Genomic DNA, 16,468 nt, shown 5'->3' on the forward strand with positions numbered 1-16,468 from the left:
TGCACTGCGCAACAGCAGAGGAGCTTGTCGTGACACACGAGGTCCGTGCCGTAGTCGCTGCCAAGAAGGGCGCACCGGTCGAGGTGCAGACGATCGTCGTCCCGGACCCGGGGCCCGGCGAGGTCCTCGTCGCCGTACAGGCCTGCGGGGTCTGCCACACCGACCTGCACTACCGGGAGGGCGCGATCACGGACGACTTCCCGTTCCTGCTGGGCCATGAGGCGGCCGGCACGATCGAGGCGGTCGGGGAGGGCGTCACCGGCCTGCGGCCGGGCGACTACGTGGTCCTGGCCTGGCGCGCCCCCTGCGGCGCATGCCGCTCCTGCCGCCGTGGCCGCCCCTGGTACTGCTTCGACTCCCGCAACGCCGCCCGGCCCATGACGCTGCTCGACGGCACCCCGCTGACCGCGGCCCTCGGCATCGGGGCCTTCGCCGAGAAGACGCTGGTCGCGGCGGGCCAGGCCGTGAAGGTCGACCCGGCCGCCCGGCCCGAGGCGGCGGGCCTGATCGGCTGCGGCGTGATGGCGGGTTACGGGGCCGCCGTCAACACCGGCAAGGTCGGCCGCGGCGACTCGGTCGCCGTCATCGGCTGCGGCGGCGTCGGCGACGCGGCGATCGCCGGGGCCGCCCTGAACGGCGCCATGAAGATCATCGCCATCGACGTCGACGGCGGGAAACTGGACCGGGCCGAACGGTTCGGCGCCACACACACCGTCAACTCCCGCGGCACCGACCCCGTCGAGGCGGTCCGCGCTCTCACCGACGGCCACGGCGTGGACCTCGCGATCGACGCGGTGGGTCACCCGGAGACGTTCCGCCAGGCCTTCTACATGCGCGACCACGCGGGCGTACTGGTCCAGGTCGGCGTGCCCACCCCGGACGCGACGGTCGAACTCCCGCTCATCGACGTGTTCTCCCGCGGCGGCGCCGTCAAGTCGTCCTGGTACGGCGACTGTCTGCCGAGCCGCGACTTCCCGTTCCTCGTCGACCAGTACCTGCACGGGCAGCTGGACCTCGGCGCCTTCGTCTCGGAGACCACCTCGCTGGAGCGGGTGGAGGAGGCGTTCGCCAAGATGCACCGCGGCGAGGTACTGCGCTCGGTGGTGGTCCTGTGAGCACCCGCGCCGCCCGGCCCGCTCCCCGCGTGGTGGTCATCGGCGCCGGCATCGTCGGCTGCTCCCTCGCCGACGAACTGACCGCCCGCGGCTGGACCGACGTCACCGTGCTCGAACAGGGGCCGCTCCCCGCCCCCGGCGGCTCCACCTCCCACGCCCCCGGCCTGGTGTTCCGGACCAGCCCGTCCAAGACCCTCACCGCGTTCGCCCAGTACACCGTCGAGAAGTTCACCACCCTCGAAGCGGACGGCGTGCCGTGCTTCCAGCAGGTCGGCGGCCTGGAACTGGCCACCACCCCGCAGCGCCTCGCCGACCTGCACCGCCGGGCCGGTCACGCCGCCGCCTGGGGTGTGACCGGTGAGGTCGTCGGACCCGCCCGCTGCAAGGAACTCTGGCCGCTCCTCGACGAGTCGACGATCCTCGGCGGCTTCCACACCCCCGGGGACGGTCTGGCCCGCGCCCTGCACGCGTGCCGCGCCCAGCTGGACCGCGCCACCGCACGGGGCGCCCGCTTCCTGGACCGGCACACGGTCACCGGCATCGAGCGGCAGGACGGCAGGGTCACCGCGGTCGTCACCGACCGGGGCACCTTCCCCGCCGACCACGTCGTCTCCGCGGCCGGTTTCTGGGGGCCGGTCATCGGCCGCATGGCCGGGGTCGACGTCCCCCTGCAACCGCTCGCCCACCAGTACGCGAGGACGGGTCCGCTGCCCGAGCTGAGCGGCGCCACGGCGGAGGCTTCGAAGCCGATCCTCCGCTTCCAGGACCGCGACCTGTACTTCCGTGAGCACCTCGACCGGCTCGGCATCGGCTCCTACGCCCACCGACCGCTGCCCGTCGACCCGTTCGCCGTCCCCGCCTACGACGAGGCCCGGGCCCGGAGCATGGACATGCCCTCGTCGTACCCCTTCACCCCGGACGACTGGGCGCCGAGCTGGGAGGACTGCCGCAGGCTGATGCCCGCCCTGCGCGGGGCCGGGATCGAGTCCGGCTTCAACGGTGTCTTCTCCTTCACCCCGGACGGCATGCCCGTCCTCGGCGAGTCCCGTACGCTGCGGGGCTTCTGGCTGGCGGAGGCCGTCTGGGTGACCCACTCGGCCGGAGTCGCCAAGGCCGTAGCCGAGTGGATGGTGAACGGGCGGCCGGCGATCGACGTGCACGAGTGCGACCTCACGCGTTTCGAGGAGGCGCAGCGTTCACCGGCGTACATCCGTGAACGCGGTTCACAGCAGTTCGTCGAGGTGTACGACGTCGTCCACCCGCTCCAGCCGATGGACCGGCCACGGCCGCTGAGGGTCAGCCCCTTCCACGCCCGGCAGCAGCAACTGGGCGCGTACTTCCTGGAGGGCGGCGGTTGGGAACGCCCGCACTGGTACGAGGCCAACGCCTGCCTGGCCGAGGGACTGCGGCTCCCCGCCCGCGACGACTGGTCGGCCCGGCACTGGTCCCCCGTCGCGGCGGCCGAGGCGCTGACCACCCGCCAGAAGGTCGCCCTGTACGACATGACCCCCCTGCGCCGCCTGGAGGTCACCGGCCCCTCGGCCCTCGACTTCCTCGACCGCATGACCACCAACAACCTCCGCAGGAAGCCGGGAGCGGTCACCTACACGCTCCTCCTCGACGAGACCGGAGGCATCCGCTCCGACCTCACCGTCGCCCGACTCGCCCCCGACCGCTTCCAGATCGGCGCCAACTCCCCCGCCGACCTCGACCACCTGCTCCGGCACGCGCCCGCCGACGTCCGCATCAGGGACATCACCTCCGGCACCTGCTGCATCGGCGTCTGGGGCCCGCTCGCCCGCGACCTCGTCCAGCCGCTCACCCCGGACGACTTCTCGCACCAGGGGTTCGGCTACTTCCGCGCCAAGGAGACGTACATCGGCCACGTCCCGGTCACGGCCCTGCGCCTGAGCTACGTCGGCGAGCTGGGCTGGGAGCTGTACACCACCGCAGACCTCGGGCTCAGGCTCTGGGACACGCTGTGGGAGGCCGGCCGGGAGCTCGGGGTGATCGCGGCGGGGCGTTCCGCCTTCAACTCCCTGCGCCTGGAGAAGGGGTACCGGGCCTGGGGCACCGACATGACCGACGAGCACGATCCGTACGAGGCGGGTGTCGGCTTCGCGGTCCGCCGCGACAAGGCGGACTTCGTCGGCAAGGCGGCGCTGGAGCGGGCGGGCGAGCCGGCCCGGCGCCTCACGCCCCTCCTGCTCGACGACCCGGCGGCCCTGGTCCTCGGCAAGGAGCCCGTACACGTGGACGGTGCCCCCGTCGGCTACGTGACCAGCGCCTCGTACGGCTACACCCTCGGCCGCTGCGTCGCCTACGCCTGGCTGCCCGCCTCTCTGGCCACCGGCACCGGCGTGCACATCGAGTACTTCGGCGAGAAGGTGCCCGCCACGGTCGCCGACGAGCCGCTGTTCGACCCGAAGATGACCCGGATCCGCCGCTAGCCCGCCGGCCCGCCAGGACACCTCGACACCCGGACACCCGGACACCCGGAACGCTAGGAGGCCCTCTGTTGTCCCCCACCTACGACGTGATCGTCATCGGCCTCGGCGGCATGGGCAGCGCCGCCGCGCACCACCTGTCCGCGCGGGGCGTGCGCGTGCTCGGCCTGGAGAAGTTCGGCCCGGTGCACAACCGCGGCTCCAGCCACGGCGGTTCCCGCATCACCCGGCAGTCGTACTTCGAGGACCCGGCGTACGTGCCGCTGCTCCTGCGCGCCTACGAACTGTACGAGGAGCTGGAGCGGGACACCGGCCGGGACATCGCCCTGCTGTGCGGCGGCGTGATGGTCGGCCGGCCCGACTCGTGGACCGTCTCCGGCTCGCTGCGCTCGGCCCGCGAGTGGGACCTGCCGCACGAGATGCTGGACGCCCGCGAGATCCGCCGCCGCTTCCCCACCCTCACCCCGGCGGACGACGAGGTCGCCCTGTACGAGGCCAAGGCGGGCCTGCTGCGCCCGGAGAACACGGTCGCCGCCCATCTCCAGCTCGCCACCCGGCAGGGCGCCGACCTGCACTTCGACGAACCGATGACGCGCTGGGAGCCGTACCGGGACGGCGTTCGGGTGCACACCGCCGAGAACACCTACACCGCCTCGCAGTTGGTGATCTGCCCGGGCGCCTGGGCACCCCGGCTGCTGACCGACCTGGAGGTGCCGTTCACGGTCGAACGCCAGGTCATGTACTGGTTCCAGCCGAAGGGCGGCGTCCGCCCCTTCCTCCCCGACCAGCATCCGATCTACGTCTGGGAGGACGTGGCCGGCGTCCAGGTCTACGGCTTCCCGGCCATCGACGGACCGAGCCACGGCGCCAAGGTCGCCTTCTTCCGCAAGGGGTCGGCCACCACCCCGGAGACCATCGACCGCACCGTGCACGACCACGAGGTCGAGGCGATGGCGGACCACATGGCCGCTCGCATCCCGGACCTGCCCGGCACCTTCCTCAAGGCCGCGACCTGCATGTACACCACCACCGCCGACGAGCACTTCGTCATCGCCCGCCATCCGGCACACCCCGGTTCGGTGACCGTGGCCTGCGGCTTCTCCGGGCACGGTTTCAAGTTCGTGCCCGTCGTCGGCGAGATCCTGGCCGACCTGGCGCTGACCGGCACCACCGCGCACCCCATCGGCCTCTTCGACCCCGCTCGCCTCGCCACCGCGATCGCCTCAGGAGCACGCACGTGACGACGACTCCCCTGCCCCCCGCCTCCACCGGCTCCCCCAGCCTCATCGCGACCCTGCCGGGCCACTACTACACCGATCCGGAGATCTTCCGCCAGGAACAGCGGCACGTCTTCGAGTCGATGTGGTTCTGCGCCGTGCGCGGCGCCGACCTGGAGCGGCCCGGTTCCTTCCGCACCGTGCGGGTCGGCCGCGAGAGCGTCGTCGTCGTCCGCAACCGCGCGGGCGGACTGCGCGCCTTCCTCAACGTCTGCCGCCACCGTGGCGCCCGGCTGTGCCAGGAGGAGTCCGGCGAGGTGCGCCGCAACCTCCAGTGCCCGTACCACGCGTGGACGTACGACCTGGACGGCCGGCTGGTCGCCGCGCCGAACCTGACGAAGATGCCCGACGTCGACCGCTCCGCGTACGGCCTCATCGAGGTCGCCCTGCGCGAATGGCTCGGCTACGCCTGGGTGTGCCTGTCCGACGAACCGCCCTCCTTCGAGGAGACGGTGCGGGGCGCGGTCGTCGAACGGCTCGGCGATCCCGCCGCGATCGAGCGGTACGGCACGGAACGGCTGGCGCTGGGCCGGCGCGTGACCTACGACGTGCGGGCCAACTGGAAGCTGATCGTCGAGAACTTCATGGAGTGCTACCACTGCGCGACCATCCATCCGGAACTCACCGAGGTGCTGCCCGAGTTCGCCGACGGCTACGCGGCCCAGTACTACGTGGGCCACGGTGCCGAGTTCGGCGAGGAGGTGCGGGGCTTCACCGTCGACGGCGGCGAGGGCTTCGGCCGGCTGCCCGAGGTGTCCGAGGACCAGGACCGCCGCTACTACGCCGTCACCGTCCGGCCGACGGTCTTCGTCAACCTCGTACCGGACCACGTGATCCTGCACCGCATGTTCCCGCTCGCCGAGGACCGCACGGTCGTCGAGTGCGACTGGCTGTACGCACCGGACGTCGTGGCGTCGGGGGCGGACCTGTCGCGGTCGGTGGAACTGTTCCACCGGGTCAACACGCAGGACTTCGCGGCCTGCGAGCGGACCCAGCCGGCCATGTCGTCCCGGGCCTACCGCGCGGGCGGCGTGCTGGTGCCGACCGAGCACCACATCGGGTTGTTCCACGAGTGGCTGCTGGGACGGCTCGGCGTCACCGAGGGCCCGGACCGCCCCGGCACCTGTCCTTAGGCGGCTCAGGCCGGTGACTGCGCGGGGCGCTTGAACATCCGCGTGGCCGTGATCTCGCTGTGCACCGTCTCGCCCTCGCCGTCACCGGCCGGGGTCGGCTGGGGCAGTCCCGGCCTCAGGTGTTCCTCCACGCTGATGTACTTCAGTCCGGCCCTGAGGTCGGCGTCGTTGCGCAACCGGATGACCAGCGGGAACTCGGCCAGCGCGGTCGTGTCGAACAGACCCGTGGTGTAGAGCAGCTGCACGCCGAGCGCGTCGGAGACGGCCCGCTGGAGCTCCAGCAGGTAGGTGGCGTTGGCGCGGCCGATGGGGTTGTCGAGGAAGAGGGTGCCGGCGTGCCGGTGCCGGTCGCGGCCCCGGTCGTTGCTGCGGAGCGCGGCCATCGTGCAGTACAGGGCGATGGCCGCGGTGAGCAGCTGGCCGCCGGAGAAGACGTCCCCCATCTGGCCGACGGGGACGCGCTCGGCGCGCAGTACGGCGTCCGGCTTGAGGATCTCGACGGCGACGCCCTTGGGCTGCAGGGCGGCGGCGACGCCGCGCAGCAGCAGGGACATACCGTCGCGGCGCAGGTCGGAGTTCTTCTTGACGGCCGCGCGGGTGGCCTCGTCGACGACCTCGCCCAGGCGCTCGGTGAGGGTGGCCTGGTCGGGTTCCTCGAAGCGGATGCGCAGGAACTCCTGCCCGGACCACTCGCCGAGCCCTTCCGGCAGCCGGGACAGTCGCTGGGCGGACCGGAGGGTGGCGAGGGCCGACTCGACCAGGCCGCGCAGCCGGTCCACGATCGAGTCGCGGTTGCGCTCCAGCTGGGCCAGTTCGTCGGTGAGGACGCGGAGCCGGGGCGCGAAGGCCTCGGCCCACTTGGCGGCGTGCTCGGGCAGCGCGGAGGCGGGCAGTTCGCGGATCTGCTGGCGGGCGGGGGTGCGGACCTGCTCGTAGCGGGTGGAGTTGGCGTGCCGGACGAGGACGTCGCTCGCCTCGCGCACGGCGGCCTCGGCTGCGGAGAGGTCGGCGGCGCAGCCGCGCAGCGAGCGGCGGGCCTCGGCGGCGGACCGGCGGGCGTCCTCCAAGGCGTCCGGGTAGGGCTCGGGCTCCTCCTGCTCTTCCTCGGACGCGTGCTCGCGCAGCAGGTCGCGGAGCATGGCGGCGATCTCGTCGAAGCCGCCGGCCGCGTCCTCGGCGGCGCGATGGGCGTCCAGCAGTGCGGCGTGGGCCTCGCGCGCCTGGGCCAGCGCCTCGGTGTGGGCGGAGAGTTCGGCGGTCGCGGTGCGCAGGAGCGTCTGGGCGTGTTCGGCGTCGCTCGGGACGAGCTCTTCGGGGAGTTCGGTGTGGGCGTCGCCGTCCTCGGGCGCGTGGCGTTCGGCCTCGCCACGCAGCCGGCCGAGCTGCTCGCTCGCGGTGGACATGCGGGTCTCCAGGAGCTGGACCAGTTCCTCCGCGCGGGCGGCGGCGGCCTGCCGGGAGGGTCCGTCGGAGCCGTCGGGGGACTCCAGCAGCTGGGCGGCCCGGGTGCGGACCTTGTTGCTGAGCCGGTCCAGTTCGGCGCGGGCGGCGCTCTCGTCGCTCTCCGCGCGGGCCTGCTCGGCCCGCAGGTCGGCGCCGACGCCGACCTTCTCGTACACCTGGGACGCGGCCCGGTAGGCCTCGCGGAGGTCCGGCAGGGACGCCTTCGCCTTCGGCGCGTCCGTGCCGTCCCCGGGTGCCTCTTCCGGTACGTCGTCGGGGGCGCCGGCGATCTCGGAGCGCTCGGCGCGCAGCGCGCGGGCGGTGCGACGGGCGTCGTCGGCGGCCCGCTGGGCGGCGCGGCGGTCCTCGTCGGCGGCGCGGGCGCGCTCCAGGCAGGCCTGGGCGCGGGCCTCGGCCTCGGCGCCCTCGTCGGCCAGCTCGCGGAGCCTGGCCTGCCAGCCGGCGCGTTCGCGCAGCCGGAAGGCGAGCCCGGCGAGCGCGTCGGCGGCGCGGCGGGCCTTCTGCGCGGCCTCCTGCCGCTCGTCCCGCACCCGTACGGCCTCGGCAGCGCTCTCCTCGGCCTCGGCCCGCGCGGTGCGCGCCTCGGTCAGCTCGGCCTCGGTCTCCTCGGCGAAGGCCTGCGCCTCCTCGGCGGTCCGGGCCAGTTCGGCGAGGCGGCCGGCGGGGCAGCCGGTGCGCCAGGAGGCGAGCCGGGCCGCCAGTTCCCGGTCCTTGCCGAGCCGGGCGGCGAGGGTGCGGATCTCCTCGTCCCGCTCCGCCGCCCGGGCGCGCAGCGCGTGCCGCTCCTCGTCGGCGGCGTGCTCGTCGTGCATGGCGGGGTTCGGCGGTACGAGGAAGACGTCCCCGGAGCCGGAGTCGGGGGCCGGGGTGGGCGCGAGCAGGGCGGCGGCCGTGCCGACGGCGACCGCGGAGCGCGGCAGCAGCGCGGCGTCGCCGAGGACGTCGCGGGCGCGGGTGTGCGAGTCGGGGTCGGTGATGATCACGCCGTCGACCAGCTCGGGCCGGGCGGCCAGGACGCGGGCGTGGTCGGCGGGGTCGACGGCCTGGGCGAGGTAGCGCCAGCCGGGCAGGGCCGGAATGCCGTGCTCGCCGAGGAACTCGACGGTGGCCAGCACGTCCGGGCCGGGCGGCAGCAGCCCGCCGTCGCCGAGCGCGCCGAGGATGCGGGAGTCGTCGGCCGCCGCGGTGCGGAGGTCGAACAGCTGGCGTTCGGCGGAGGAGACGGTGTCGTCGAGCAGTTCGCGCAGTTCATCGGCGAAGCGGTCGAGCTCTTCGGCGGTCAGCGCGCCGTCGCCCGCCCGGTGCGCGGCGGACGGGTCGCCGGCGTCCGTGTCCTGGCGGGGCTGCGGGATGCCGGGGCGGGATCCGGTGGCCAGGCCGAGCAGTTCGGCGAGCCGTTCCTCGGCCGCCAGTGCCTCGGCGGTGCGGAGTTCGGCCTCGTGGGCGCGCCGGGCCGCGGTGGCCGCGTCCGCGGCGCGGGCGGCCGTCAGTTCGGCGCGGCTCTCGGCGGCGGCGGCCTCGCGCGCGTGCTCCGTGGCCCTGCGTGCCGTCTCCCGGGCGGTGTCCCACGCCTCGACGGTCGTCTTCTCGGCGTCGCTGGCGGCGAGGGCGGCCCGGGCGGGGTCGGCGTCGGGTGCGCTGTCGTCGAGCCAGCCGGCGCGGACCGCCTCGGCGGTCTCCTGCTCGACCTCGGTGAGGCGCTGGCGCAGGTGTCCGGCCTCGCTGCGGGCGCGCTGGGCCTCGGTGGCGGCGGCGGTGGAGTCCCGGTGGGCGGCGTCGCTGACCTCTTGGAGGGCGGCGGAGCGCTCCTCCTCCTCGTTGGCGTGGTGCTCGGCCTTGCCGGCCGCGGCGTGCAGGGCGCGGACGAGGTCGACGGCCGCCTCGGCGCGGGCGGCGAGCGCGGGGGCCGCGTCCCGCTCGGCCTCCTGGATGGCGGCGGAGACGCGGGCGACGCGGTCGGCGGCGGCGCGGTGGCGCAGGACGGCCTCGGCGGCCTGCCAGGCGGAGTGCAGGGTGCGGGCGTCGGCGAGTTCGCGCTTCTGCGCGGCGGCGGACTTCTCGGCTGCGGTCAGGGCCAGTGAGGCGTGCCGGTAGGCGAGTTCGGCGGCGATGAGGGCGCTGCGGTCCCGGGCGGACTCGGCGTGGGTGACGGCGTAGGCGGCGGCGGTGACCCGCTGGGCGAGGTCGCCCGCCCGGACCCGCTCCTGGGCGCCGCGCGCGGAGAGCCGGCGCGCCAGGGTCCTGGTCCGGCGTTCGGCGGCGGTGTGGATGTCGCGGGCGCGGGCGCGGGCGTCGGTGGCCTCGACGATGCGGCCGAGGAGGTCGACGGAGCCGGCGGTGAAGTCGCGTTCGGCGATGAGTTCGGCGCGGCGGCCGAGCTTGTTGCCGAAGCCGCCCACCAGGTCGGCGAGTCCGTCGGTGTCGCGGGTGTCGGTGACGGCGCGCAGGAGGAGGTCGGTGAAGTCGGAGTCCTTCTTGACCGCGAAGAGGCCGGCCGCCTCGCCCTCGTCGGCGTTCATCTCGCGCTGGTAGCGGAAGAGTTCGGGGTCGAGGCCGAGGTCGCCGAGGTGCTCGATCCAGCGGTCGTGGATCTCCTCCCAGTGCACCTCCAGGTGCGGGTAGGCCTTCCCGGCCTCGGTGATGGCGTCCCGGAAGCCCTTCATGGTGCGCCGCCTGCCCTGGGCCCCGGAGACGCCCTCGACGGGCGGGCGGACGGCGGTGGCCTCGGCGACGGGCAGGTTGTCCAGGGTCAGTCCGGGGCCGGGACGGAAGGAGTACCAGGCCTCGGCGAACTTCCGCGGGTCGTTGGAGACCTGGCGCCCGCGCCACTCGCTGACCTTGCCGACGACGACGCACTCGCCGGTCTGCACGTGCTGCCATTCCAGCGCCACGTGTCCGCAGTCGTCGGCGAGCAGGAACTTGCGCAGCACGCCGGAGCTGGCGCCGCCCAGGGTGTTGCGGTGGCCCGGCAGCATCACCGAGAAGATCAGCTTGAGCAGTACGGACTTGCCGCCGCCGTTCTCCAGGAACAGCACGCCGGCGGGCGCGGGCCGGCGCGGCGGGCCGACGGGCTCCTCCTCGAAGAACTCCGCCTGGGTGGGGGCGGGGTCGGGCACGGGCTCGCCGACACCGCGCAGGTCAAGCACGGTGTCGGCGTAGCGCGCACCGGCGGGTCCGATGGAGTAGAGGCGGACCCGGGACAGCTCGTACATGGCGGACTCTCGTAAGTCTTCGGGTAGTCGGGGGGCGGGCGGCGTTCGGCGGCGGGCAGGTGGTCAGGAGCCGTGGAAGGGGAGCCCGGCGTCGGCCACCAGCTCCAGGTCGTCCGTCTCGTCGGCGGGCAGCAGTGTCGCCGTGCCGTCGGTGACGGGGACGATGCCCAGGTCCAGCAGCTCGGTCATGGCGGCGCTGCCCGCCATGTCGCGGACCTGGAGCTGGTAGCGGGCCGTGGTGCGGTACGTGCCGCCGTTGTCGTCGCCGGTGCGCTGGAGGAAGCCGGACTCGGTGAGGAAGGCGGCGGCCTTGCCGACGATGCCGGTGGTGGAGCCGGGGAGTCTGCGCGCGTCCTTGGTGGCGCCGGTGGAGCTGCGACGGGCCCAGATCCGCCAGGCGGCCTCCAGACCGGGCGCGTCGGTGGCCGGGTCGGTGTTCTCGCCCTGCTCCGCGGCCCGCTCCTCCAGACGCCGGCAGGCCTGGCGGACGAAGGCGTCCACTCCGTTGACCGTGACCCGGCCGATGTAGCCGTCGTCGGCGAGGTCCTCGGGGCGCGGGTAGGCCATGGCGGCGACGGCGAGGTGGGCGAGGCCGTGCAGGAAGCGGTCGCCGGAGTCGGTGGCGGCGCGACGCGCGTAGTCGCCCATGCGGACGGCGAAGACCGAGTCCTCGGCGGCGGTGACGGCCATGCCCGCGCGCGGCGACACCTCCAGGACGACCAGCCCGAGGCCGGCGGCCACGGCGTCGGCGAGGCGGGCGAAGGGCGGGTCCTCGCGGTAGCGGCGCAGCAGGTCGGCGTACTCCTGGTCGCGGGCCGGGAGCAGCTTGGGCTGGAGCCCGAAGGCGACGAGTCGCGCCGCGTCGGCGGCGTCGGCGGGCGTGACGGCCGCGGTGGCCGGTGCGGCGCCCGCTTCCGGTTCGCTCCGGTCGACGTGCTCGGTCACGGTCGGTTCTCCTCGCTGTGCTGGTGCTGGTGTTGCTCAGGGGCCTGGTGTTGCTCGGGGCACTGGTGCCGTCGCCGGGTTCTCATGCCGCCTCCGTGCGGTCGGCGGCCATTCCGGCCGCGTCCAGCAGTGCCGTGCCGACGATGAGGTCGGCGCCGCCGAACTCGGGATCGTCCAGCTCGGTGCCGTCGTCCACGGCGAACAGCAGTTTCGGCTCGCCCTGCCGGTATGCGGTGCCGACCGGCGGGCTCGCCGCGTGGACGGCCAGCAGGGCGACGAGGTAGGGCAGGTCGGGGTCCTGGGCGCGGGCGTCGGCCAGCAGCCCGGAAAGCCGGCGCGGGGCGTCGTGCGGCAGGTCGAGGAGTTCCATCGCCGTCGCGAGCTGCTCCTCGCTGAAGCGGCTGTCGTCCGGGGTGGCGATCAGGTCGGGTTCCGGCATCTCCGCGCCGAGGTGCTCCCGCTCCACGGGCGGGGTCAGCAGGATGTCGACGAGGTCGCCGACCCGGACGGAGACGGGCGTGCGCAGGCCGGTGCCGTGGGCGAAGAAGGCGTCGGTGGCGCGGAGCGCCTGTTCCAGGGGGAGCGGCAGGACGGGGGCGACGAGGTGGCCGTACAGGTCCAGGCCCGAGGTTGTCAGCGGGGTGGCGAAGGCCTGCCGGTCCTGCTCGGCGCGGAAGAGCGGGCCGGCCTCCAGGAGGCGGGACTGGAGCTGGGTGTGGCGGCGGATGCAGTCCTTGACGATGTCGACGAGCTCGGCGGCGCGGCGCTTGTGCTCGGGGTCCTCGGACTCGTCCCGTGCCTTGCGGATGTTGGTGAGGATCGCGTTCTCGTGGCGGTACCGGTCGGCGACGTGCTCCAGGGCCTCGGCGATCATGTCGGGGACGGCGCTCAGCCAGTCCACCGCGCGGACGTTGCGCCGGGTGGCGTCCAGGGCCTTGCGGAGGGTCTCCGAGTACTGCACGGTCCGGTACCGGGCCTGTTCGGCGGCGAGCTGGGCGTCGGCGAGCCGGCCGCGGCTGATCAGCACCTCCAGCTTGACCTCGGCGGCGATCTGGGCACTGGTGACGTCGGTGTCCAGGGCGCCGACGAGGACGTTGACCGCCTCGTCGGTGGTGCGCAGGTAGACGGTGCCGCCGGGGCCGGGGACCTCCTCCAGCAGCTTGAAGTCGTAGTCGCGGCGCACATAGGTGCCGTCCGGGTCGAAAGTGCCGTACACCGCGCGGAAGCCGCGGTCGACGCTGCCGACGTTGATCAGGTTCTCCAGGACCCATCGGGCCACGCGCTCGTGCTCGGTGGCGGGCCGCGCCGGGGCCTGTGCGGCGACGCGCGGGATGAGCCGGGCGACGATCTGGTCGTGGTCGGCGCCGGTGTCGAAGTCCATGTTGAGCGTCACGAGGTCGATGGCGGCGAGGGCGACCTCCGCCATGCCGTACACCGAGTACTCACCCGCGAGGTTGGCCTTGCGCGCGTCGAGGTCGTGCAGCGGCGCCGTGCAGGCGAGCGCGCGCAGCCGCCGCGCCAGTCCCTCGTCGGCGGCCGGGCCCGGGGCAGGGCGCGGCCCCGCGCTGAGCTGGGGCGGAACACTGTCCGTCGATGCTGGCGAAGTCACGGTGCACAGACTAGGTCCTCGGTCTGACAACGACCCAAACGACGCAGATGGCCCCCGACGCGACAGGCGTCGCGGACGGCCCGGGCCCGACGGACGGCGGGCCCCGCACGCAGACGGTCGGCGAGCCCCGCGCCCCCGACGGACAGCGGGCCCCGCCCGACGGACAGGAGCCCCGCCCGACGGACGACGGACCCCAGGAGAAGCTAGGCCTCGTCCCCGACCCGCCGCAGATAGACCTCCACGACCCGGTTCAAAGAGTCCTCTAGGTAGACGGCGAGCAGACGCGCCGCCGTCTCGCGCTCGCCGGTCCGCAGGGTGTCGAGGATCTCCGCGTTGCGCGCGATGTAGGGCTCGTGCAGGCGCCGCGGGTCGTCCACCACGTGGAAGGCGAGGCGCAGTTCGGCGAAGACGCTGCGCATCAGCTCGTCGGTGCGCTCGCTGCCGGCGAGGGCGACCAGTTCCCGGTGGAAGTGGATGTTGGCCGTACCCACACCTTTCCAGTCACCTTCGCGGGCCGACCGCCGCCCCTCCTCCACCGCCTCGGCGAGACCGTCCAGGGTGTAGGGCGGTTCTCCCAGCCCGCGGACGACGGCGCACTCGACGAGGGTGCGGGTGCGGTAGATGTCCTCGACGTCCTCGACGGTCAGGACCCGGACGAAGACGCCCCGGTTCAGCTCGTGGACGAGCAGGCGTTCGTGCGTGAGCAGCCGGAACGACTCGCGCAGGGTGTTGCGCGAGACCCCGAGCGCACCGCCGATGCTGTCCTCCGACAGCCGGGTCCCGGGCGGGAAGTAGCCTTCGGCGATCCGGCTCCTGAGGATGTCCGAGACCCGCTCCGCGGTGCTGGTCCGCCCGAGGAGGGCACGGTCGTCCGCCAGCCCCGTCAACTGCTCTGCCATGCCCGGAATTCAATCGCGGATACGAGAACGAAACAACAGGGGTATTGAGGGATCGTTGAACGATCTTCTACGGTGCCGTCCAGTGGCGCACGGCGCCCGCTCCGCCCACCGCGCCGCCGCAGCGACGTACCCGCTCAAACAGGAAGCACCCTCCGTCCTCCCACTGCGAGGTGCCCATGAGCACATCCCCTCCTCCCCCGCAGGCGTTGTCAGCCGAAGCCGGTACCTCTGAGGGTCAACGCCCCTCGGACGGAGGCCCGTTCGGCTGGCTGCGGGCCCTCGGCCCCCGGGGCCGCCGCGCCTTCGGCGGCGCTTTCGGCGGCTACGCGCTCGACTCCTACGACTACTTCACCCTGCCGCTCACCATGGTCGCGCTGTCCGCGTACTTCGGTCTGGACAGCGGCCGAACGGGGCTGCTCACGACCGTCACGCTGGTCGTCTCCGCCGTCGGCGGCGCCCTCGCGGGCGTCCTGGCGGACCGCGTCGGCCGGGTCAAGGCGCTGCTGCTCACCGTGATCACCTACGCGGTGTTCACGGTGGCCTGCGGCTTCGCGCCCAACTACGAGACGCTGCTGGTCTTCCGCGCCCTCCAGGGCCTCGGTTTCGGCGGCGAGTGGGCGGTCGGCGCGATCCTGGTCGCCGAGTACGCGAGCGCCAGGCACCGGGGGCGCACGCTCGGCGCGATCCAGAGTTCCTGGGCCGTGGGCTGGGGACTCGCGGTGGTCGTCTACACGCTGGTGTTCTCGCTGGCCGGCGACGACCTGGCCTGGCGCGTGATGTTCTGGACGGGCGCGCTGCCCGCGCTGCTCGTGGTCTGGGTGCGGCGCAGTGTCCAGGACGCGCCGAGGGCCGCCGAGGTCCGTGAGAAGGGCGGGGGCAAGGGATCGTTCGCGGCGATCTTCCGGCGGGGCAGCGCCGGCGTACCGGGCCTGCTGCGCGTGACGCTCTTCGCGAGCCTGCTGTCCACCGGCGTCCAGGGCGGCTACTACACCCTCGCCACCTGGGTGCCGACGTACCTCAAGGACGAGCGCGACCTGTCCGTGGTGGGCACCGGAGGCTACCTGACGTTCCTGATCTCGGGCGCCTTCACCGGTTACCTCACCGGCGGCTACCTCACCGACCGGCTGGGCCGCAGGCGCAACATCTGGCTCTTCGCCCTGCTGTCGGCGATCTGCATCCTGGCGTACGCGAACATCCCGAGCGGCGCCGACACCCTCCTCCTCGTGCTCGGTTTCCCGCTCGGCTTCTGCATGTCGGCGATCTTCAGCGGCTTCGGTTCGTACCTGAGCGAGCTGTACCCGACGGCGGTGCGGGGCGCGGGCCAGGGGTTCACCTACAACACCGGGCGCGCCGTGGGCGCCGTCTTCCCGACCACGGTCGGCTTCCTGGCCGACAGCTGGGGTGTGGGCGGCGCGCTGGCCTTCGGCGCCATCGGCTACGGCATCGCGGCGCTGGCTCTGCTGGGGCTGCCGGAGACACGCGGAAGGGAACTGGCGTGAACCACCACTCGCACCCCGTGGCCGAGGACCGGCCGGTCGTCCTCGTCGACGAGCACGCGCACGCGTGGAGCCCGAAAACGGCCCGCTCCCGCTTCCGGAAGGGGCTGACCGGTCCCACGGCCGGGGTCTCGGCCGGCCACACCCAGGCCAACCTGATCGCGGTGCCCGCCGACTGGGCGTACGACATGCTGCTCTTCTGCACCCGCAATCCGCAGCCCTGCCCCGTGCTCGACGTCACGGACGCCGGGTCGTGGACCACCGCGCTCGCCGAGGGCGCCGACCTGCGCACCGATCTGCCGCGCTACCGGGTGTGGCGGGACGGCGAGCTGGTGGACGAGCCGACGGATGTACGGGAGCACTGGCGGGACGACCTGGTGTCCTTCCTGATCGGCTGCAGCTTCACCTTCGAGTGGGCGCTGACGGCGGCCGGGGTCCCCGTCCGCCACGTCGAGCAGGGCCGCAACGTGCCGATGTTCGTCACCACCCGTCAGTGCCGTCCGGCCGGGCGGTTGCGGGGGCCGATGGTCGTGTCGATGCGCCCGGTGCCGCCCGCGCACCTGGACGCGGCGATCCGCGAGACCGGTCTGCTCCCGGCGGTCCACGGCAGCCCGGTGCACTGCGGTGACCCGTCGGCGCTGGGCATCGTGGACCTGGACCGGCCCGACTTCGGCGACGCGGTGCGGGCCGAGCCGGACGACATCCCGGTGTTCTGGGCCTGTGGTGTGACCCCGCAGGCCGCGGTCATGGCCTCGCGCCCGCCCTTCGCCCTCACCCACGCGCCGGGGCAGATGTTCCTCACCGATGCGCGGGACGAGCAGTACCGCGTGGGCTGACGGCCCGGATGCCCCGGCGGAGGGCGGAGACACTG

10 protein-coding genes are annotated in these 16,468 nt (G+C 73.7%); 6 read left to right on the plus strand and 4 right to left on the minus strand.

Annotated elements, in window-relative coordinates; all coding sequences use genetic code 11:
- Nucleotides 1-29: 29 nt before the first annotated feature.
- The 4 genes from ACLIN4_RS05885 to ACLIN4_RS05900 all read left to right on the plus strand — a co-directional run bounded on the left by ACLIN4_RS05885 (nucleotide 30) and on the right by ACLIN4_RS05900 (nucleotide 5,972).
- Complete coding sequence (locus tag ACLIN4_RS05885) at nucleotides 30-1,115, plus strand: S-(hydroxymethyl)mycothiol dehydrogenase (protein WP_107479888.1); 1,086 nt, start codon at nucleotides 30-32, stop codon at nucleotides 1,113-1,115.
- Entirely contained in the window at nucleotides 1,112-3,565 is a 2,454-nt protein-coding gene (locus tag ACLIN4_RS05890) for a GcvT family protein (protein ID WP_382085978.1), read from the plus strand. The genes ACLIN4_RS05885 and ACLIN4_RS05890 overlap by 4 nt, the downstream gene beginning before the upstream one ends.
- 68 nt (nucleotides 3,566-3,633) lie before the next feature.
- A complete protein-coding gene (gene solA / locus ACLIN4_RS05895; RefSeq protein ID WP_411575554.1) occupies nucleotides 3,634-4,803 on the plus strand; it encodes an N-methyl-L-tryptophan oxidase in 1,170 nt (389 codons plus the stop codon).
- The gene (locus ACLIN4_RS05900) at nucleotides 4,800-5,972 is read left to right on the plus strand and encodes an aromatic ring-hydroxylating oxygenase subunit alpha (protein ID WP_411575555.1); all 1,173 of its coding nucleotides are present in this window, start codon (nucleotides 4,800-4,802) and stop codon (nucleotides 5,970-5,972) included. Before solA ends, ACLIN4_RS05900 begins: the two co-directional genes overlap by 4 nt.
- A 5-nt stretch (nucleotides 5,973-5,977) precedes the next feature.
- Here ACLIN4_RS05900 and ACLIN4_RS05905 read toward each other — a convergent pair whose 3' ends face one another.
- From ACLIN4_RS05905 to ACLIN4_RS05920, 4 genes are all read right to left on the minus strand, one after another.
- A complete protein-coding gene (locus ACLIN4_RS05905) occupies nucleotides 5,978-10,648 on the minus strand; it encodes a hypothetical protein (protein ID WP_411575556.1) in 4,671 nt (1,556 codons plus the stop codon).
- A gap of 63 nt (nucleotides 10,649-10,711) precedes the next feature.
- The gene (locus tag ACLIN4_RS05910; protein WP_411575557.1) at nucleotides 10,712-11,593 is read right to left on the minus strand and encodes a hypothetical protein; all 882 of its coding nucleotides are present in this window, start codon (nucleotides 11,591-11,593) and stop codon (nucleotides 10,712-10,714) included.
- Between the two features lie 82 nt (nucleotides 11,594-11,675).
- Nucleotides 11,676-13,202 carry a hypothetical protein gene (locus tag ACLIN4_RS05915; protein WP_269956635.1) on the minus strand — a complete coding sequence of 509 codons (1,527 nt, stop codon included), beginning with the start codon at nucleotides 13,200-13,202 and terminating at the stop codon, nucleotides 11,676-11,678.
- 203 nt (nucleotides 13,203-13,405) lie between these two features.
- The gene (locus ACLIN4_RS05920; RefSeq protein ID WP_107476414.1) at nucleotides 13,406-14,101 is read right to left on the minus strand and encodes a GntR family transcriptional regulator; all 696 of its coding nucleotides are present in this window, start codon (nucleotides 14,099-14,101) and stop codon (nucleotides 13,406-13,408) included.
- Nucleotides 14,102-14,277: 176 nt separating this feature from the next.
- On the opposite strand from ACLIN4_RS05920, the gene ACLIN4_RS05925 reads away from it, so the two are divergent.
- A complete protein-coding gene (locus ACLIN4_RS05925; protein WP_289911229.1) occupies nucleotides 14,278-15,600 on the plus strand; it encodes an MFS transporter in 1,323 nt (440 codons plus the stop codon).
- Nucleotides 15,597-16,433, plus strand: coding sequence for a putative hydro-lyase (locus ACLIN4_RS05930; RefSeq protein ID WP_411575558.1), 837 nt, complete (start codon nucleotides 15,597-15,599; stop codon nucleotides 16,431-16,433). Before ACLIN4_RS05925 ends, ACLIN4_RS05930 begins: the two co-directional genes overlap by 4 nt.
- The last annotated feature ends 35 nt before the right edge of the window (nucleotides 16,434-16,468 follow it).

The organism is Streptomyces mutabilis (assembly GCF_046628145.1).
Taxonomy (GTDB): Bacteria; Actinomycetota; Actinomycetes; order Streptomycetales; family Streptomycetaceae; genus Streptomyces; species Streptomyces mutabilis.